This is a genomic window from Lutibacter litoralis (assembly GCF_014646675.1).
Lineage (GTDB): Bacteria > Bacteroidota > Bacteroidia > Flavobacteriales > Flavobacteriaceae > Lutibacter > Lutibacter litoralis.
The window spans coordinates 248,417-269,910 of the sequence record NZ_BMNS01000002.1 but is presented as its reverse complement, the minus strand read 5'-3'; the positions used below and the strand labels follow the sequence as shown (position 1 = coordinate 269,910).

Below are 21,494 nucleotides of genomic sequence, written 5' to 3'. Positions count from 1 at the left end.
ATATATGATAGCTTTAGATCTAAAAAATATTGATTTTAACTGAGGGAACTAATATTATGTAAAAAATAGTGATGATACTTTTTATGGATTCAAAAAATATTTTAAAACAATTATATCAAGAACATTTGAATCTTTGCTCTAAATTTTCCAAAACCATCTTATTTTTGTTGAATGTGATAAATTTTTGGACAAATCAATATTGAATAGATCGATTTCAAAAAATTAATTATAATAAATAATTTTTCTAAAATGAAGAGAATTAAGAATATATTAATAGTAGTACTTGCTGTTCTAGCTTTTGCACAATCCTTTGGTCAGGAGGCAGTAAATAAATTAGATATTGTAAGTCTACCTAGTTTACCAGCTGAAAAGGGGGTAGATACTTCTCTTGGTTATGCAGGTATGTTAGGTGGAGTACACAATGAGGTTGTTGTGGTTGCAGGAGGAGCAAATTTTCCAAATGGACTTCCTTGGGAAGGTGGAAAAAAAGTTTGGAGTAAAAACATTTATATTCTCGAAAGTAACCATTGGAGGCTTTCCAGTAAAGAATTACCAATCCCTCTTGCTTATTCGGCTTCAGTATCAACAGAGAACGGAATTTTGTGTATAGGAGGTGACAATGAAGAATATACAAGTGATAAAGTATTTCTTTTATCTTACAATTCCACTACTAATGAAGTGGAAATCACAGAATATCCAGAATTGCCTGAACCAATAGCCTATACATCTGCTGTTGTGCTAGAAGATTTTGTGTATGTGGTAGGTGGTAAAAATTCTAAAAATAGCATTAATTCATTTTATAGATTAAACTTAAAGAGCAAACAAAAGTGGGAAAAATTAACTGATTTTCCAGGTCCCCCTAGAGCTGTCCACAGCGCAGTAATTCAAGAAACTTCTACAAATAAAAAGTTATTTGTTATAGGAGGAAGGAATCAAAAATCTGGACAAAAGTCACAAACCCTTACCAATTATTTATCTTATGATTTTAAGAAACAAACATGGCAAGATGAAGGTGATATTATTATAAATGACAAGTCTAGAGTATTGATGGGAGCTTCACCTGAAGCTATGGGTTCAATGCATATTATTTTATATGGTGGAAGTGATGAGGTTCTTTTTGATGAGTTGGAAAATATTTCCTTACAATTAGATACAACACAAAACGATGCCATAGCAGAATCTTTAAAAGTTAGAAGAAATAATATTCTTAATAACCACCCAGGCTTTTCAAAGGATATTTTGGGGTACAATACCATTACTAAAAAGTGGTTTGTTTATGACAGTCTTACAACTAAAATTCCTGTTACAGCACTCGCTTTTAAACACAATGATGATTTTACTATTGTTTCGGGAGAGTTATCTCCAGGCATTCGTACTCCAAACGTTAAAACTTTTAAAATTGCTGAAGCAGCTCATCCATTTGGAATTATAAATTATACTGTCTTAGCATTGTATTTATTAATATCCGTGCTAATAGGTCTTTATTTTGCTCGTAAACAGAAATCAACCAAAGATTATTTTACAGGAGGAGGCCGTATACCTTGGTGGGCTTCAGGTTTAAGTGTTTTTGGTACATTGTTAAGTGCTATAACCTTTATGGCTATTCCAGCCAAGGCTTTTGTAACAGATTGGTCTTTCTTTTTTCTAAACATAACAGCCATTCTTATAACACCTGTAATAGCATTTATTTTTATACCTTTTTTTAATAAACTAAAAATTAAAACAGCCTATGAATATCTTGAAGATAGGTTTAATTATAAGGCACGTGCTTTTGGAAGTCTATCTTTTATATTATTTCAGTTAGGAAGAATTGGGATAGTGTTATTATTACCATCATTGGCAATTTCAATTGTTACGGGCATACCAGTTGAAACCAGTATAATAATAATGGGTTTACTATGTATATTATATACAACTTTTGGAGGTATAGAGGCTGTGATATGGACAGATGTAATGCAAGTAGTTGTTCTTCTAGGAGGTAGTATTTTGGCAGTTATATGGATTATGCTACATACAGAAACTTCTTTTGTAGATATGATAAGTTATGCTTCTGAAAGAGACAAATTCAATCTTACAAATATGGAGTTTAACTTTACAGAATCAACCTTTTGGGTGGTCTTTTTAGGAGGACTCGCTTCTGCAATGGTTACACAGGGAACCGACCAAACCATAGTCCAGCGTTTTTTAACCAGTTCAAGCATTAAAGATTCCCAAAAAACACTATATACCAATGCTGTACTTACGCTACCTGCAACTATTATATTTTTTGGTATAGGTACACTTTTATTTATATTCTATACCGAAATGCCTAATGCACTTTCTCCTGCTATTTCTAATAACGATTCAATTTTTCCCTGGTATATCGTTAGAGAATTACCAATTGGGGTTTCAGGATTATTAGTGGCTGGTATTTTCTCTGCTGCTATGTCCAGCATAAGTAGTAGTTTAAATTCGGTATCTACTGCATATTGTAACGATTTTCATTCGCATTTTAAACCTAATGTTTCTGATATGAAATTGTTGCGAATTGCAAGGATGGCAACTATTATAACAGGTGTTCTTGGTTTATTGTTGGCGCTTTGGATGGCAAGTTCTAATATTAAATCTCTTTGGGATCAGTTCTATCGATTTTTAGGACTATTTACAGGAGGTTTAGGCGGGATGTTTCTTTTAGGAATGCTTACTAAAAAAGCCAATGCTAAGGGAACATTGTTAGGGTTGTTGGTTAGTGCTATTGTAATATGGTATATAAGTGTCTTTACTGAAATCAGTTTTTTAATGTATTCATTTTTTGGTGTAGTTTCGTGCTTTACTTTTGGGTACGTTTTTAGCTTAATCTTTAGTAAGAAATCGTCTTAGTTTTTATTAGATATATAAATAGCTGTATAACTTTGTGTTGAAAAGCATAAAGTTATACAGCTATATTTGAATAGAATAATAGTTATTCTTTTATTGAAATAATTTTTGAGTAAATTACTTCTTTAGCGTTGTTGTTTCCAACTTTAAAAATTATGATAACTTTCCAAAGCTTTAACAAAGCTAAGTCAGTATAAATAGTGTTATTGTAAAAAACGTTAATGCGATTGTCTTAACATTAATATTATAGCAGTTTTTAGAAGTAAATTTGATATTCGAAGAAAGAATGGAGCGCTAAAAAAACTCGATGAATAATTTTAAATTAGTTGACATGTTTTTTGATAATTTTAGCCCAAAAAACATAACCACTTTTATTCAGGTGTAAACCATCATAGGTTAAATTTGCCTTTAATTCACCTTTTTTATTCCTGAATTTTTTATGAATATTTAAGAACTTTACACCTTGGTCTCTGGCAAGTTTTTTAAGTTTTTTATTTAAAACCAACACATCTTGTTGCTTAGATTTATGACCTGAAAATTTAGTACCAATATTTGGATTATATGGCAACACACTTTGAAGGTAGATTTTTGTTTCTTTTGAAACTGCTTTAATTTTTTCAAGTAGTATTTTGCTATTATTCAAAACTTCATCAATACTTTTTCCTCTTGCCAAATCGTTTGTTCCAATCAATATGAATATTTTTTTAGGTTGAGAAGAAAGCACTTCATCTAATCTATTTAAAATCCCATCGGTTACGTCTCCGCTAATTCCACGGTTTACAGCATTTATATTTGGAAATAGAGCTTTCCAGTCACCACCCTCCGTAATACTGTTTCCTAAAAAAACGATCTCATTTTTTGTATCAGCTTCACTTTTAAAAAGTTCATACCTTTTGTAATAATGTTCTGAATATTTTTTTTGAGAATAACTGTTAATTGTTAAACAAAAAACAACTAGTAGGAGAATGTATTTTTTCATAAAATAATTTATTAATTTGTTCTAAATTTTAAATCCTTTACTTCCTTAATACCCGATTCATTAATATTAATGGGAATACAAGTAAACATCCATTTCCAAGAGCTTCTTCCGTGTGGAATTTTTAACAGTACTGTATTCCACCCTTTTTTAAGATGAATTTTAGTTGGACTTCTATAAAAATAATCTTCATCAACAAATGGTATTTCATCAGTTTTGGTTGCTAAATTTGGTTGTTTCCAAACGGGAGGTTCAATTTCTTGTTTGTTTACCCAAATTTTCGGGTTTGTGGTATGCCATTGACCAATATTTGGAAAAGGGCCAACACGTCGTCCACCAGAACGTGACCAACCTTGGAACCCAATCCAGAAATCTTGCACACGATTATTAGGTGAATAAATTTCTGAGTATGCATAGTACGTTCCACTATTTTTGTCTGTATATGAAGGAAATCCAAAAAAATGTTTTAAATGAATAGTACCTCCAACAATTAAATCGTTCCAAGTAAAAGTTTTACCTTCAACTTTATAGCTATTTTTTATGTTGTTTTCTACTTCAAAAGGAGTTTTGAAATCCCCTTTATGGTCAAAAGGGCCAATAATTTTCCAAGTAATATTGGTTTGTGCTGCATACGGAAATTCCTTTCCTTCAAAAAATAAATCTCTATGAGTAATAACTTTTTCTTCAAACAGTTTAAAATCGTTAAACTCTTTTGTGTGTTGTTTTGGTAATTTTGCCCAATACTCTTTATAATTCTTTTTCCTTCCTTTCCAAATGGCATCAGAATAAAACACCATAGACGGATATATTGGATTTTGTTTTAAAATATCACTTTCATGTGCTGTATTATTATCTGGCCATGCACATAAAATTCCGCCTAAAGCAATTTTATCGCCTTGCGGTTGCCTACAAGGTTGTTGAAAAAATAAGCGAGACATTCCTGCAAAAGGATCTAAATGATTGATGTAATTTGCTCTAGAATCTATAAAGCGATGTTCTTTTCTAGGTGAATGTTGCGCCCAAAGTTGATTTATTGATGTTGAATCTTCGGCTATTTCAATACCTTCTTTCCAAACAATTAATTCTCTATTGTTGGACTTGATAAGGTTCATAATTTCTAGAATAAAATCTTCTGAAACATACTCTTCTTTATTACGCACTTCATCGGTTCCAATATGAATATACGGCATATCTTCTGGAGTTGTTAAACTCATTAATTCCCTAAAAAGATCTAGTAAAACAGGTAATGCTTTTACATCGCGCATCGATTTAAAACCTAAGGCTGTTCTAAAGGCTCTAGAATGCCCTGGAATATCAAATTCAGGTATTACAGTAATATGCCTTTCCTTACAAAAAGCTACAATTTCTTTAAAATCTTCTTGCGTGTAAAACTTTCCTTTTTGACGGGTTGTTGCACTTTCATTTTGCAATTGTGGATATAATTTACTTTCCAATCGCCACGCCGGGTCATCTGTTAAATGCCAATGAAAAATATTGTATTTATAGTTTGAAAGGACTTCTATTTGCTCTTTTAATTGTGCAACCGATTGAAAGTTTCTTCCAGTATCGTGCATAAAACCTCTTATTTTAAATGCTGGCCAATCTGTAATATTTAGTGAAGGAAATTCACCTTTATTGTTATTTTTCCTGAAAATTTGTTTTAAAGTTTGAATTGCATAAAATGCACCCTTTCCAGTATTTGCAGTTATTGTAATTTCTGAATTAATTTGAATTTTGTATGCTTCTTCACTATTGTTTTTAGAAATATTTTGCTTAATGAAGTTAATTTTTAAACCATCATTAGACACTTCAATACCATTTTCTTTAAAAAAAGCAATCAACTGGTTCGCTTCAGGTTCAAAAACTGTATTTTGAATTGTAATTGTTTCAAAATAAAGTTCAGTTTCGCCATAACTAATTTCTTGAGGCGATGGAATAATTGGATATTTTGCTTGTAAAGTTGTACTATCAAATTTAACTGTTGCACACGCATTTAAACTAAATATAGTTCCGAAGCTACCAATAACTATAAACAAAAAGTTGAATAAAAAAAGACGCATGCTGAGAGAATTTTATGTTTTAATTAATCTAAAAACAACAACATCTCTGCTAGGTATTTCTATAGTAAATTCTTTGTTACTAGATCCAATAACTTTATCTTTCCAAAGGTCTTTTACTGTGTAAGATCCAGAAAAATCTTTGATTTTAAGGTTAGACCAATTAATTTTATATTTTTTATTAGTAATGTCTCTATTGAATAAACAAATTGCAATATCTCCGTTTTCTAACGGTTTTTGCCAAATTTCAAAATTTCCAAGATCTTCAATTTTAAAACCTTGTTTTCCTAAAACATCTTGATTAACAGCGATTAATGCTTTATTTGTTAAAATATCTTGATCATTTACAGACATTGCTCTTAAATCGTTTCCAGCCATAAGCGGAGCAGCCAACATGCACCACATACTAAAATGTGCCCTGGCTTCATTTTGTGGCATATCATTATTTCCAACAGCTAACATATCTGGATCGTTCCAATGCCCAGGACCGGCATATTTTTCTAATCCAACTTGCATATCTACAATATTTGTCCAACCGATATGATTGTCCCAAACATCTCCATCAAATCTACCTTTCATATCAATATCTAGTGTAGTTCTCCATAAATGTCCTACGTTTTCTGCCCATTCCCAGGGTTTGTTTTCGCCCCACTCGCACATACTAAAAACAATTGGTCTTCCAGCTTTATATAAAGCATCACGCATTTTTTTATAAGAAACTTTAGCATCTTGGCCTTCAGTAAAACACCAATCATACTTTAAATAATCCACATCCCATTTAGCATACGTTTTTGCATCTTCTAATTCAAAACCTTTACTACCTGGACGACCAGCACAGGTTTTTGTTCCAGCATCAGAATAGATACCAAACTTTAAGCCTTTTGAATGAATATAAGCTGCTAAACTTTTTATGCCTGAAGGGAATTTTTCTTTATCTACAATTATATAACCATCTTTGTCACGCCCAATTTGCCAGCAATCGTCAATTACAATATATTCATAACCAGCATCTTTTAGGCCATTTTTAACCATGGCATCAGCCATTTCTTTAATTACAGTTTCATTAACATTTTCACATTGAAAACTGTTCCAACTATTCCATCCCATTGGTGGAGTTTGTGCTAAGTTTTCAAATTTTTGCGCAAAAATAGTACTTGTGATTAACAAGATTGACACTAAGAAAAAAGATCTAAATTTCATTTATTTAATTTTAAGTTATTCTACTAGATTTGAGAATGTAGAAGCTGGTAAGCCGTGCTTATTTATCAAATTTCCGTTTGAAAATGGAGTATAGCCATACTTTACATACCTTGGGTTTTTAATTTCTGAGGACCAAACTTCTAATATATTGTTGTTTAATTTGGTTTTTGCAGGTACAAATATTTTATCTGAATTAGCAATAAAGATATCAGTTACCTGTTTGCCGTTTGAAGTTGTTAATGCTTCGGCATGTTTAAAATAAACCTGTAATTTGTTTCCTTTTACATTTACAAAATCGAGTAGTGGCCCTGAAAATTCCTTTGAGAAATTATAATTTTTATGAAGCGCAATTTTTGACAAGCGTTCACCAAGAATCCATTTCTTTTTTGGATGCACATCTGTTTTATTACCAACATCTAAAGAAACAGCCATTCCTGTATTTGGTATTTCTAATAATCTTCTTTGTGAATCTCTAAATGTTCCCCAAGTTGGTCTTTCAATACTGCTTAATTGTACAAAATAAAAAGATAATTCAGGATTTTTAAAATGAAATCGCCAATCTTTAACCAATAATTTAAACAATTTTGAATGCAATGTTGGTTTTTCAGCATTCGATTCACCTTGATACCAAATAACACCTTTTATTCCATAATTCTTAATAGGCATTATTCCAGCATCAAATAATAGCGTAGGTTGGTAAGGATGTCTTGCTTTTATGTTTGTGTTTTTCACATCCTCCATATTTAACTTAATTCTTTCAGCAACCCAGCTATCAACAAGCGGATTTAATTGTGTGTCGTTTAGCAAATTTACCGTTGTGTGTGTTTGCTCCATAGTTTCTCTACTAACCCAACTTTGTATAGGAGATCCACCAATGGCGTTGCAAATAATACCAACTGGAATATTTAAGTTTTTTTGAAGATTATAAGCGAAAGAATACGCAACTGCTGAAAAATTTTCAATATTTTTAGTTGTTGTATTTTGCCAACCAGAAGATTGAAAATAATTAGAAGCATTGCAAGTTAAAAGTTCTTCTTCTGCAAATTTCTGACCAGATAATGCTTTTCCATCTATAGAAAATAAGAAGATATTTTCATTTAATGAATCTTTTAAAACGGTTGCCGCACTTTCCATTGATTGTACCTTAAAATCCATATTGGATTGGCCCGAAGCCAACCAAACTTCACCAACATAAACATTGTTAATATCGATGGTTTTTTTATTTGAAGCAATTTTTAAAGGAAATGGACCGCCGGCAGGCATTGGATCAAAAGCTATTTTCCAATTACCATTAAAGTCTGTTATTGTCGTTTTTGTTTTGTTGTTAAATTCAATAGTAATTTTCTCATTATAATTGGCTGTACCTTCAAAATTTATAGTTTTATTTCTCTGTAATACCATATTTTCTCCATACAATAAAGGCACTTTTAAACTACCATAGTTACCAGTAATGGCGCCATAAACTTTTTCAGAAATTATTTTAGCACCTTCTTTTGTTGGGTGTAAATTATCTGGAAAATATTCAGGAAAACGATACAAGGGTTCGTGTAAATCTATAACATCAACATTTGCTATTTTAGCTATTTGCTCAATTTTAGTTTGAATTTCTTTGAAGTTTTCTCGCATTCCTTCTTCAAACCAATGATGTCCAGAAAAAGTAGGAGTCATTTTACAAATAATAACAGTAGGTTTTGAAGGGAGATTTCTATAGGTAGCAATCATATCTAAATAATCACTTTCAAACTCTTCTTTATGTTGTGGCCAATTATTGTTTCCTTGGTCGTTTAAACCTAAATGAATTATTATAATAGTTGGCTCAAACTCTTGAGATTTTATAAAAACTTCCTTATCCCAATAAGGTTTGTGACCATTTTTTAGCATGGTAGCACCGGAATATCCAAAATTGGCTACTTTATAATTAGCACCTAATAATTGTTGCAATTGAGCAGGATAACTGTTTTCTTCACGTTGTTTTATCCCATAACCGTAGGTAACACTGTCACCAATACATGCTACTTTAGTTGTTTGTGTATAAGAAATAGCAGTAAATGAAAGTGCTATTACTAGTGTAAAAAACAGATTAAAGCGTATAAAATTCATAATTATTAGATGCTAAATAAACCTTATTTTAGTTTTATAACTTCAATGGTATAACTATAATTATACTTTATTGCAGGTAGCCTAAATTGTTCATGAGGTCTAGCTTTCATAGACCAACTATCGTCTCCTCCAAGTCCTCTTTGCTTGTAATCAATATTTAAAGTTATAAGATCTCTATTTGGCAATTCGTTAATATGCTTTGCTGTTTCCAAATCCTTCATTAAATATGGCCAAGCACTTACACTTAGTAATTGTGGACTAGAAAATTTAATACCTTCTCCTTTATTATTGGTTAAAGTTGCCCATCTCACTTGCGTATAATTGTTGCTTTCTTGTGGTCTAACATATTGGAAGAAATCTTTTTTTACAGATTTTTTATACGTTCCAATTTTAGCACCACTTAATCTATCAATATAGTTTTCGTGTGGACCCATTCCAAACCAGGTAAAATTATCAAATTGTTTTGCTAATTGAACTTGGCTTCCAAATCTAGGAAGGTTTGGTAAGTCGCCTTCAGGATTAAAGAAATAGCTTACTTTAATTGTTCCATTACCTAAAATTAAATATTCGGTAGTTAGTTTGCTAAATATTTCCTTTTCATCTTTTTTACTGGTAGGTAAATTGTATACAGCAACGATTTTAACCATATTTTCATTTTCTTCTGAAATAGTAAAATCTGCAAGTGTGCTATTGTCAACAGCTGTTTTCCAAACTCCATGTCTTCCTACTAATTGAGAGCCTTCATCATTATCTGTTGGAGGTCTCCAAAAATTACCTTTTAATGGTGCTTTTAAAAACTCAACACCTTTTTTGTTTTTTAATGAAGTTAAATAACCACTTATTTTATCGAATGTAGCTTTGGTTTTAGCAGTAGTTATAGAAACTTGATTTTGAGTGTGAGAAATAAGTACTGCTTTATTGTTTTTTGGTGCATCTATACTTTTTGAAGATTCAAAAGGTAATTTAAACTGTTCCCATGCAATTTCGTGACCTTTTTCTGCCCAAGTAGTTCCATTTTTCAACTTAAAACTAATGTTTAAAAAGTATTCTTTTCCTACCTTAGTATTTATTTTTTTGAAAGGAATTGTTACTAGTGTTTCTTTAGCAGCATCCAAATCTAAACTTGGTAATTGCCCTTTTTGAATAACTTTTCCATTTTCTTCAATAGACCAAAATAAATCAAAATTATTAAGGTTTTTAAAATGATGCCAGTTCTTAATATTTAATTCCCCAGCAGCTAAATTACTAGCTTTAATAACAATTGGTTGGTGTACTTTTTTAGCCGCCCAAGTTGTAGGTTTTGGGGTTTGATCTGGATTAATAACGCCATTTATACAAAAGTTTCCTGAGTGAATTGGTTCACCATGATCACCACCATACAACCAATATTTAACACCATTTTCATCGGTTTTTGCGAGGCCTTGATCCGTCCAATCCCAAATAAATGCTCCAACAATGCGTTTTTCACGTCTAATAGCTTCCCAAAAGGCTTCAAAATTACCAAGTGAATTTCCCATAGCGTGTGCATATTCACACCATAAAACAGGTCTGTTGTCATTTTCTCTGTTAGCCAAGGTAACCATATACTCAATAGAATTGTACATTCTACTTGCAATATCTACATAAGAAGGATCTGGTGCAAATCTATCCATTTTATGTTTTTCGAAAGTGGGTTGAGCACCTTCGTAATGCACGGGTCTAGAAGGATCATATTCTCTAATCCAGCCAGACATTGCAGCGTGATTTGGTCCAGAACCACTTTCGTTTCCTAAAGACCAGAAAATAATAGAAGGGTGGTTTTTATCACGTTCCACCATTCTAACAGCTCTTTCCATAAAACTATTTAACCATAACTTGTTGTTAGAGGGTCTACCACCAAGTCCGTGAGTTTCTAAATTAGCTTCATCCATTACATAAATTCCGTATTCGTCGCACAATTCATACCATCTAGAATTGTTTGGATAATGCGAAGTTCTTACAGCATTAAAGTTAAACTGCTTTAGTAATAATATATCTTTTAACATAGTTTCTTCTGAAACTACCTTTCCAGTATATTCGTCGTGGTCGTGTCTGTTAACACCATACAAAAGAATTGATTCTCCATTAACATATAATTCTCCGTCTCTAAACTCTGTTTTTCTAAAGCCAATTTTACTACTTCTAGCCTCAATTAATTCACCTTTTTCGTTTTTTAAGTAAATTACTGTGGTATATAAATTTGGATATTCGGCAGACCATTTTAGTGGATTTTTAATTTCTGCGCGAAGAAAAGCGGGCGATAAATTACCACGTTGAGGAGAATAGGCACCATATAATTGACCTAAATTTTTCTTGATAGGAGCTTCCAATACAGGTTTTTTATTAGCGTCAAATAATTGTGCTTCAATAGTCCAGTTATTAATGTTTGTATTTGTGTAATTATTAACAATTGGTCTTATTTTTAAAATTGCATCTTCATAATTTTCATCTAATTCTGTTCTTACAAAATAGTCGTAAATATGTGCTTTTGGAACAGCTTCAAGATACACATCCCTGTGAATTCCACTTAAACGCCAATGATCTTGATCTTCTAAATAAGAACCGTCACTCCAACGATACACTTTTACTGCAATCGTGTTTTTACCTTCATTAAGGTATGGAGAAATATCAAATTCTGCTGGCAATCTACTTCCTTGGCTATATCCAACTTTCTCTCCATTTACCCAAATATAAAAAGCAGAACTAACACCTCCAAAATGAACAATTACGTTCATATCCTTCCAATCTACTGGGAGTGAAAATTCTTTTTTATAGGCTCCTACTGGATTGTCGTCAATAGGAACATTTGGTGGGTTTACAGGCGTAAATGGGTACGTAACATTAGTGTAAATTGGCATTCCGTAGCCTTCTAATTCCCAGTTTGCGGGTACTGTAATTTCTTCCCAGTTTGAAACATCAAAATCTTGTTTGTAAAAGTTTTCAGGACTTTTTTCTGGTACATCTGCCCAATTAAATTTCCATCTTCCATTTAAAGATTTATAGCGAGGGCTATTTTTAATGTTACCTTCTAAAGCTAACGATTCTGAATCGAAGGAGACAGAAGTGGCGCGAGCAGGTAATTTGTTTATCTGAACAACAGAAGGATTTTCCCAATCATTAATTTGAGCTTGCCCATTAAATGAGATACAAAATATTAGGAAAAAAATAAGATTAATTTGTTTCATTGAATTTATATTATTTTTTAATTTATTATTACTAATTATCTTTTCAAAATATTGATAATTTTATATTGTAAAAGTGTTGATATTGTTTTGTTGTAAAACCTTAGTTTGAAGATTTTTTATAGGTGTCTTCTCCATCGGTTAACCAATCTAAAGAAAAACTTACAAACGGATTTTTACTGTACTCATCTTGTTCAAAAAACAACCCGATATCTCCATTTTTTAAAATTGTTAAAGAAGAATAAGCAGAAGAACCGGCATAAATAGTTTTTCCTTCACTCCAAGTTTTACCTTCATCGTAACTTATTCTAACGCTCATATTTTTTCGTCCTTTTTCCATTTTTGCATTTGAAAAAAGGAGTCTGTTTTTATCATAACCATCTTCAATAGCAGTATAGCGAATAATACTGGCATTACAACCTGGGTCAATTAATTCTGGGGCTGCGTTGGTTTCCCAAGTTTGGCCTTCATCTGTTGAAGTATGCACATAACGTAGACCTTTTCCGTTTACTCTGGCATTTATCATTAAAGTTCCATCTACAAGTTCTATTATTTTAGATTCATCTGCTGGTTGAATAGGTACATCAATAAAATACCAAGTTTTTCCATGGTCATCACTTCCAAATACGTGCAACCCACTATTTAAATTTACCATAGTGTGTAATAATTTACCAGCTTTGGTTTGGATTCCTCTTCCTGAAGTAATAAATTTAAAATCTTTATGCCATTCAGGTTTTGCAATTTGAGAGGTGATATCTGTGGGTTCGCTCCAAGTTTTGCCATTATCGGCACTTTTTACAACATGTAAATAATAGATGTCTTTTTCAGTATCTAAATCCATATAGTTGTAAAATAAGAAAATCTCGTTGGTAACAGTATCAACGATCATTGAAGGATCTGAAGCTGACTTTCCATAAGGGAAATCTACAACAGTTTCAATTTCAGACCAAGTTTTACCATTATCAGAACTTCTTCTAACAATAATATTAATGTCTTTGCTCCATTTTAGGTCACCACACCCCGGCACACGTTCATCTATTGACGCAATTAAATCTCCGTTTGGGGCAGTAACTATTGCAGGAATTCTGTAACATTCTACATTTTCATCCATAGAAGAGTTGAACAAATCTTGAAACACCAATTCTTTTTTTTCTGTTGCTACTTTTAGTTCTTTATTTTGATTTTTGGTATTACAACTCAATAAACAGATAGAGATAATTAGTAAGGCTGTTTTTTTCATTTTAAATTTTTTTATATTATTTATTGGTACATATTATTTGTGTCGGCATTGTGAAGTTCTTCAAAAAAGGCTGCAATTTTTTTAATAACTACATTCAAAAACGTAATGCCTTTTTCTTTTGTTGCTAGTTTAGGATTTCCAACGCCTGTATCTTCACTTATTTTTGTCCATTGGCGTTGTGCAATTACCCAACCTTCTTTTAGTCCTTCAATTTTAAACTTTTTTGAGTTTCCATTTCCAGCTTGTTCTATAGGTAAAACAATATTAGGTGCAATTTTTAACATAGCAGAGGTTTCTAATTCACCTGCGTGGTCTCCAGGTGCATCAAAATATTTTGTAGCATCTGTAACTTGCCACCAGTTTATAGCACAAATAAAGACTTTTGGAAACTCTAAACTTAATTCTCTTATAATTTGTTTAAAATTATTTCCTCCGTGTGAATTTACAATTACTAATTTTTCAATATTTTGTCCATTTAGGGTTTGTAGAATATCTTTTAAAACAGCATATTGTGTACTTGGGTTCATATTTATACAAAACGGAATATCCATTTGACCTGTATTTACTCCAAATGGAATTATAGGTAAAACAATAACTTTTGCATTGTTTTGCCAAGCTATTTTTGCAGCTTTAATTGCAACATATTCTGCTTGAAAGTTATCTGTGCCATATGGTAAATGATAATTATGTGCTTCAGTTGCTCCCCAAGGTAAAATGGCAACAGTATAAGACTCTTGTTTTACATCTTTCCAGTTGGTTTCTGCCAATACATAGGGTCTTATTAAGTTTGCCATTATTTTAAATTTTAAGATGTAAGGGTACGTAATTATTTGTTGTTTTTAATATTTTCAAAAGATTTCCAACATTGGTACATTGCTCTAGGAACGTGGAAACAACCTTTCCATTTTCCTCCTTTTAAATCTAGTAAGACTTCGCCTTGTCTATTTAAATAACCAAACCATTCTCCATTTTCTGGATCTGAAAAATGAGACCAAGCGTAGTCGTGTACTTTATTATACCATAACAATAATTCTGGGTTTTGGGTTTGTTCATATCCTTTAGATAATGCAACTAAAGCTTCTAAATGTACCCACCATAATTTTTGATCCCATTCTAATTGCTGCGGTGGTTTTTGGTGTGCATCCATAAAGTATAAGATGCCCCCATATTTTTGATCCCAACTATATTCCAAAATATTTAAAATAGTAGTGGTTGCTTTGTTGATTAGTTTTTTGTCATTTCTACGAACTCCAATGTCAATCATAAACCACATAGCTTCAATCCCATGACCAGGATTTAAAAGTCGACCATTAAAACTATCTTCCAATGAGCCATCTGGACGGACAAATTCGTAAATAAGTCCTGATTTTTTATTCAAGAAAATCTCCATTACCTCATGAATACTAAAATCAATAGTTTTTTCAACTTCTTCCTTTGGAAGCACGTCTTCTAGTTCTAAAACTAAGTTAGATAATATCATTGGTAAGGCAAAACTTTTTAAAGGCCTTGCGTCAGTTCCTTTTTCGTAAATGCCTTTAGGATTATCCTTTTTCTTTAAAATATTAAAATAAGTGTCAATCGCTAATTGTTTTATTTCTTCGTCTCCAGAGGCGGTTGCATATTGACTAAATGCCATAGCGGCGAAGCAATCTGAAAATATATTATAAGGCTGTACTAGCGGCTTGCCATCTTCAGTTGTAGAAAAGTAGAAATTACCATCAGCATCCATTCCTTTATTTCTAATGAAATCAATACCATTTTTAGCAATTTTTAACCAATTTTCATTTTTTTTAACTTTATTATAAAGCATAGAAAATAACCAAGCTTGTCTACCTTGCAACCACATAAATTTATCTGTATCAAATACATTACCTTTAGTGTCTAAACATGTATAGTAACCTCCATTTTTAGTGTCAATAGAATTCTTTTCCCAAAACGGAATTACATTATCTAATAATGTATCTTTATAAAGTGATGAATTTTTTTCAGCTTTTATGTATAACATAACACAAATATATATTATATCTTGTATATTTGAAAGGAACTCTAATTAATTTATTTAATTATAATTTTTGTTCTACTTTTGTAAATTGAATTCTGAATAATTATACGCGTAAAAAATTATAAATGAAATATTTAAAAAAAATAAAGCCTTTAAAAAACTTGTCACTTGTTGATAAGGTAGAAATACGAATTATAGAATTTTTAAAAGAAAATAATCTTAAAGTTGGTGATTCAATTCCAAAAGAACTAGAGTTTGCTGAAGCTTTAGGAGTGAGTAGAACAGTGGTGCGGGAAGCAATTTTACGTTTAAGAACTCTAGGTATTATAGAATCTAAAAAACATAAAGGTATGGTTCTAACCGAGCCAGATATAATTTTAAATATTGAAAAAGCATTAGACACCAAGTTAATAGGTGAGGAAATGTTAAAGGATATTTTTGAATTACGTTTAATTTTAGAAATGGGAATGGCAGATTTATTATTTGCAAGAAAAACAGCAGAAGATCTTATAGAATTAGATAAAATTGTAAAAAAAGAAGAAAAAGATCTTTTTGATTCTACTATATTTAGTTTGGAATATGAAATACGTTTTCACGGTAAGTTATATGAAATGTCTGGCAATAACACGTTACAAAGATTTCAAAATTTATTATTACCAGTTTTTCAATATTATCACGATAAAAAATTACCTACTGACGAAAAATTTGAGTATTCCCAAAAGTTTGTGAGTCATAGGGATATATTAAATCATTTAGTAAATGGTTCTCCTGAATCTTTTAGAAATGCAATGCGTCAGCATCTAGAACCGCATTTTGATCGTGTTTTAAATTGGATTAAAGCTTAACTTTTACGACTACTTTTGTTACTTTTGAGACGGTATCGGCTATTAAACCAGGGATGTGAATATCACTCGGATAGAAAATTGCGAACATTCCTTCGTTTAAAGTAATTAGATTATAGGGTTCTTTAAATAACATATAGTCATCTGTACTATCATAAAATTTCTCAGGTATTTGGTTGTTAAAAGTAGTGAAACCAATTTGCTCAGTACCTTGCGCAATAAATTGTACATCAATATATTTTATATGAGACTCTAGCAGATTTTCTTCTTGATTCTTAGTTTTATATTCGTTTACAATTGCAAAAATTTCATCACCTTCAATTTCATGTCTTCCTTTAGTTAACTTAAAAAAGTTAGTATTTTTAATATAATTTAGTGCTTTATCGATACCACTATGTGAATTGGTATAAAGGTGAGCGTTTTCAATTTTATCTACTATCATTTTTATAAATTTAACTAATAGGCTGCTTGTGAAATGCTAATTTTAAGCCGAAAAAGGTAAAAATCCATTCGGATTGACAACATTTAATTAAAAGGCATATTCGTATTAAGTAAAAAACTAACTAAAAACTTTAATTTAAAGTTAGTTTTTACATCTAAACAAAATTTAATTATGAACTTAATAAGTTTAAAAAACCAATTTTATCTAGTTCCTTATTAATTTCTTTATAAGTATCTGGTGTTGGTGTTGTATGAGGAAATCTACTAGGTCCACAATCTATACCAAGATATTTCATATAACCTTTTGCGACTCCGTTAAACCCGCCATAACTATTTAAAATTTCAACAAACCTTATTGCTTTTGTTTGTAAGGCAGCTGCTTCTTTCATGTTACCTTTTTCAAATAAAGCTTTAATTTTGTAGTATATAGGTGCTAAATGGTTGTAAGTGCTACCGACCCAACCAGTTGCTCCTAAAGGTAAGCTGGAAATAAAGATTTCATCAAAACCAAATAAGATATTGTATTTTCCATTTTCATAATTTTTGCAATGTAAATAATCTATTAAATTATTATTAGTGAACTTAATACCTTCTAAAGTTGGAATTTCTTTTGATGCTATTTTTAAAAAATCTAGCATATTTAAATCAGCCCCACTTAATGCAGGAATATGATAATAGTAAAAAGGTAAGTTAGGTGCACTCAAAGCAACTTCTTTACAATAAGTCACCAATTTATCAATAGTATCTAATTTAAAATAATAAGGCGCTAAAACGGCAATTGCATCAACTTTATCCGATGCGTAAGCAGCTAGTTCTTTTGCGACTTTTAGGCTAGGGCTGCCTACGTGATCTATTAAATATAGGTCAGATGATTTGGTTTTAGACCAAGCCAATGTAATTTCTTTACGTTCTTCTATGGATAATGAAACAAAATCTCCAGTGGACCCATTCATAAAAACGCCTGTTACTTTATTTCTAATCAAAAATTCACTATAAGATTTTATGATTGCGGTATTTAAGGAACCATCTGGTTTCATTGGTGCATATGTAGCAGCCACTAAATTATTAATATTCATTTCTTTTATTTTATGTATAACATAATGCAATATTAGGTAAATATATCAAATAAACAAAATTAAATTATTTGGTAGTGTTGTTTTTTATGCTCTAATTCAATAATTTTTAGCTCTATATGATTGAAAATAGGTTTCATGAAAAAATATTTTTTTTATGAAATTTTTAAGAGTTTTCTAAGATTATTTGTTTTTTTGAATTTTAATCTTTAATATTGCTTTATGTTATACATAAAACTAACTTAATTATGAGGTACAAATTATTTAAAAGCATGTTAATGCTTGTTTTTATGATCTATGGCTTATCCGCAATAGGACAAGAGAAGGTTATAAGTGGAACAATCACAGATGGAAGCAATCAACCACTACCCGGGGCAAGTGTCCTAATTAAAGGTACTGTTACGGGTGCTCAAAGTGATTTTGACGGAAATTATGCTATCAATGCTAAAATGGGTGATATACTTGTTTTTAGTTATGTGGGGTATAAAATACAAGAGGTAAAAGTAGCTAATGAAACAGTAATTAATGTTTCTTTAACTGAAGATGCCAATGTACTAGACGAGGTAGTAATTACAGGTTATGGTTCACAAGCTAGAACCACACTAACAACTTCAGTATCTAAATTAGATACTGAAATTTTAGAAACTTCAACTAGATCAAATGCGGCTACGGCCTTACAAGGTACTATTGCTGGTTTAAGAGTAACAAACACAACAGGTCAGCCAGGCTCTACACCAAGTATTGTTTTACGTGGTGGTACAGATTTTAATGGCTCAGGATCTCCATTAATATTGGTAGATGGAATTCCAAGTTCTTTTTATGCTTTAAATTCTGATGATATTGAATCTATTGAAGTTTTAAAAGATGCTGCTGCAACTGCTATTTATGGTGCAAGGTCAGCCAACGGTGTTATTTTAGTAACAACTAAAACTGGTAAAGTTGGTAAAAGCTCAATAAACTATAAATTTAGGTATAGCACTAATAATGAAAGAAATGATCAACAATATCTGGAAGCTGAAGATTTTATAAATTATAACAGACAGTCTATTGCTTGGTTTAGAGAAGCTACAAATAACTCAGGTGCGTTTGGTGCATTTTTAAATGGTGCTAATTCTATGGGTACTGGAGGTAACGCAACAAATTCTCCTTTTACAACACAGTTGCTAAATTCATCTAATCAATACTTATTAAGTCAACCAGGTTGGAGTTCTATACCTGATATATTAAATCCAAGTCAAGAGATTTTATTTTATGATAATAAAGGTGTTGGTGATCGTATTTACCAAGATAGCGCCTCAAAAGATCATTATATTTCATTTGATGGAGGTAATGAAAATGGTTCTTACTATTTAGGTTTAGGAGCTTTAGATAATGAAGGTTTAATTTTGGGTTCAGGATTTAAAAGATATTCTGGTAAATTTAGTGGATCTTATAAAATTAGAGAAAATGTTCGTGTAAATTCAAATGTATTATATTCGCATTCTAATTTAGATAGAAGTCCATTAGGTGGTGATGATACGGTATTTAGAAGATTTCAGGGTCAAGCACCTACCTCTAGAACTTATGATAATAATGCAGACGGAACTTTGTCTGATCAATATGCTGTTGGGCAAAATCAAGGTTTTGGAAATCCATTATACTATCAAGACAAATTTGTTCGTAAAAATTTAGAACAACGTTTTTCAGCTTCTGTAGGTTTAGATTGGGATATTATAGAAGATTTAACTTTATCTCTAAAAGGAAGTCACTTTGCTATTAATAATCACAATGAAAGTTTTAATAGAGGATACAGAGTTGGAAGTACTACCGGACCATTAAGAACTGGTCGTGAAGCATCTGTAAGCTTAGGAAGAACTTTAAGAAATCAAGCGACAGCAACCTTAAATTATAAGAAAACCATTAATGATTTACATAACTTCAATGTATTAATAGGTACAGAATATTATAAAGATAATTATTTTACAACATCAGCAGGAACAAGAAATTCACCTACAGATTTAATAGAAACCTTAAACGCTGCTCCCGAGGCTAATGGTATTCCTTATAGTTTTGAAACAGAATATGTAATTGCATCTACTTTTGGAAGATTATTATACGACTATGATAGTAAATATCTAGTTGGGTTAACATTTAGAAATGATGGTTCTTCAAGATTAGGAAATAATAAGTTTGGATTCTTCCCAGGAGCTTCTTTTGGTTGGAATGCTCACAATGAAGAATTCTTTAGTGAATCTTCTCTATCAAAATATGTTAATAGATTAAAACCAAGATTAAGTTATGGTGTTAATGGTAATCAATCTGTATTAAGTAATTATGGTGTTTTTGGTTCTTACGGGGATCAAGGAGTTTATAACGGTCAAACAGGGTATGCAAATACTTCTTTAGCAACATTAGACCTTGCTTGGGAACGTTCAACAACATTTAATGCAGGTATAGATATTTCATTTTTAGATAATAGACTTACATTTATAGCAGATGTGTATTCTAGAGATGTAAAAGATAAAATTGCAAATCTTACTTTACCTTATTATACAGGGTTTAGTTCTATTAGAACAAATAACGGAACTATTAGAAATAAAGGTTTTGAATTGCAAGTTAATGGAGACATTATAAGAAATGATGATTTTACTTGGAGTGCCGGAGCTACTTTTACAACTAACAAAAATTATGTGGTAACACTTCCCGAAAACGCAAATGATTTAAATAGACAAGGTGGAACACTTATTTGGAACGCTAAAACTGGCGAAGAAGAATGGGTAGGTGGCTTGCAAGAAGGTCAGCGTGTTGGACTTGATCTTGTTGTTGCTTACGAACAGGCAGGTATTTATGCCAATCAGGCAGAAGCAGATGCTGATAACTCAATAACAGATGAACTGATGCCAGGAGCAAGTCGTAATAAGCGCTATGCAGGTGATGTAAAATGGGTGGATCAAAATAACGATGGCATAATTAATAGTTTAGATAGAAAAGTAATTGGACGCACAACACCAAGCTTAGTTGGTGGTTTAACTACAAGTTTTAAATATAAAAACTTTAGCTTATTTGTTAAAACGGATTTTGCAACGGGACATTTAGTATGGAACCATATTAGAAATAAAAGTTACGGACAAACGCAAGGTAATTTAAATCAACCTATTGAAGTTCTAAACTCTTGGACACCTACAAATACAGATACAGATTGGCCACGGTTTGTTTTTGTTAATGGAACTAAAAATGTGTGGAGAGGTAATGAAGGATCGGGAAGTTTACAAACAGCGGCAAATGACCGTTTTTGGGAAAAAGGAGATTATTTAGCACTTAGAGAAGTAACTTTTACTTATAACATACCTACTAAGCATTTTAATGATGTAATTAAAGGAATGAGCGTTTACGTAACAGGTACAAACCTACATTACTTTAAAAGTATGAGTGGAGATACCCCAGAAATTGGTGGTGTACAGTATGGAGCATTCCCAGTTCCAAAAACATACACAGTTGGACTAAATGTAACATTTTAAATAATTAAAC

Annotated in this window: 13 protein-coding genes; 3 read left to right on the top strand and 10 right to left on the bottom strand. The window is 31.5% G+C overall.

All coding sequences use genetic code 11. The annotated features are described in order from the left end of the window. Window positions 1–249: 249 nt before the first annotated feature. Window positions 250–2,859: a sodium:solute symporter family protein gene (locus tag IEW75_RS03910; protein ID WP_134247392.1), complete on the top strand. Its 2,610-nt coding sequence runs from the start codon at window positions 250–252 to the stop codon at window positions 2,857–2,859. Window positions 2,860–3,178: 319 nt separating this feature from the next. Here the strand turns inward: IEW75_RS03910 and IEW75_RS03905 are convergent, their stop codons facing one another. The 8 genes from IEW75_RS03905 to IEW75_RS03870 form a co-directional block, all read right to left on the bottom strand. Further along, on the bottom strand, window positions 3,179–3,835 hold the full coding sequence (locus IEW75_RS03905; protein WP_134247393.1) for a GDSL-type esterase/lipase family protein: 657 nt from the start codon (window positions 3,833–3,835) through the stop codon (window positions 3,179–3,181). 11 nt (window positions 3,836–3,846) lie between these two features. Then, window positions 3,847–5,892 (bottom strand): beta-N-acetylhexosaminidase, encoded by a 2,046-nt coding sequence (locus IEW75_RS03900; RefSeq protein ID WP_134247394.1) that lies wholly within the window; start codon window positions 5,890–5,892, stop codon window positions 3,847–3,849. Window positions 5,893–5,904: 12 nt separating this feature from the next. Beyond that, complete coding sequence (locus IEW75_RS03895; protein ID WP_134247395.1) at window positions 5,905–7,089, bottom strand: glycoside hydrolase family 27 protein; 1,185 nt, start codon at window positions 7,087–7,089, stop codon at window positions 5,905–5,907. Window positions 7,090–7,104: 15 nt separating this feature from the next. Continuing rightward, window positions 7,105–9,189: a GDSL-type esterase/lipase family protein gene (locus IEW75_RS03890; protein WP_134247396.1), complete on the bottom strand. Its 2,085-nt coding sequence runs from the start codon at window positions 9,187–9,189 to the stop codon at window positions 7,105–7,107. Between the two features lie 23 nt (window positions 9,190–9,212). Then, window positions 9,213–12,392, bottom strand: a complete 3,180-nt coding sequence (gene lacZ, locus IEW75_RS03885) for a beta-galactosidase, LacZ type (RefSeq protein ID WP_134247397.1) — start codon at window positions 12,390–12,392, stop codon at window positions 9,213–9,215. 100 nt (window positions 12,393–12,492) lie between these two features. Then, window positions 12,493–13,629, bottom strand: a complete 1,137-nt coding sequence (locus tag IEW75_RS03880; protein ID WP_134247398.1) for a sialidase family protein — start codon at window positions 13,627–13,629, stop codon at window positions 12,493–12,495. A 20-nt stretch (window positions 13,630–13,649) separates the two neighbouring features. Further along, the gene (locus tag IEW75_RS03875) at window positions 13,650–14,423 is read right to left on the bottom strand and encodes a creatininase family protein (RefSeq protein WP_229714390.1); all 774 of its coding nucleotides are present in this window, start codon (window positions 14,421–14,423) and stop codon (window positions 13,650–13,652) included. A 32-nt stretch (window positions 14,424–14,455) separates the two neighbouring features. Then, complete coding sequence (locus IEW75_RS03870) at window positions 14,456–15,634, bottom strand: n-acyl-d-glucosamine 2-epimerase (RefSeq protein WP_134247399.1); 1,179 nt, start codon at window positions 15,632–15,634, stop codon at window positions 14,456–14,458. A 122-nt stretch (window positions 15,635–15,756) separates the two neighbouring features. Between IEW75_RS03870 and IEW75_RS03865 the strand changes: the two genes are divergently transcribed. After that, window positions 15,757–16,476, top strand: coding sequence for a FadR/GntR family transcriptional regulator (locus IEW75_RS03865; RefSeq protein ID WP_134247400.1), 720 nt, complete (start codon window positions 15,757–15,759; stop codon window positions 16,474–16,476). Here the strand turns inward: IEW75_RS03865 and IEW75_RS03860 are convergent. Together IEW75_RS03860 and IEW75_RS03855 are read right to left on the bottom strand one after the other, a co-directional pair. Continuing rightward, window positions 16,466–16,915, bottom strand: coding sequence for a NanQ anomerase/TabA/YiaL family protein (locus tag IEW75_RS03860; protein ID WP_134247401.1), 450 nt, complete (start codon window positions 16,913–16,915; stop codon window positions 16,466–16,468). The two genes, IEW75_RS03865 and IEW75_RS03860, sit on opposite strands and share 11 nt — an antisense overlap. 169 nt (window positions 16,916–17,084) lie before the next feature. Continuing rightward, window positions 17,085–17,990: a dihydrodipicolinate synthase family protein gene (locus tag IEW75_RS03855; protein WP_134247402.1), complete on the bottom strand. Its 906-nt coding sequence runs from the start codon at window positions 17,988–17,990 to the stop codon at window positions 17,085–17,087. A gap of 245 nt (window positions 17,991–18,235) precedes the next feature. Here IEW75_RS03855 and IEW75_RS03850 point away from each other — a divergent pair, with 245 nt between their 5' ends. Continuing rightward, entirely contained in the window at window positions 18,236–21,484 is a 3,249-nt protein-coding gene (locus IEW75_RS03850) for a SusC/RagA family TonB-linked outer membrane protein (RefSeq protein ID WP_134247403.1), read from the top strand. Window positions 21,485–21,494 lie beyond the last annotated feature (10 nt).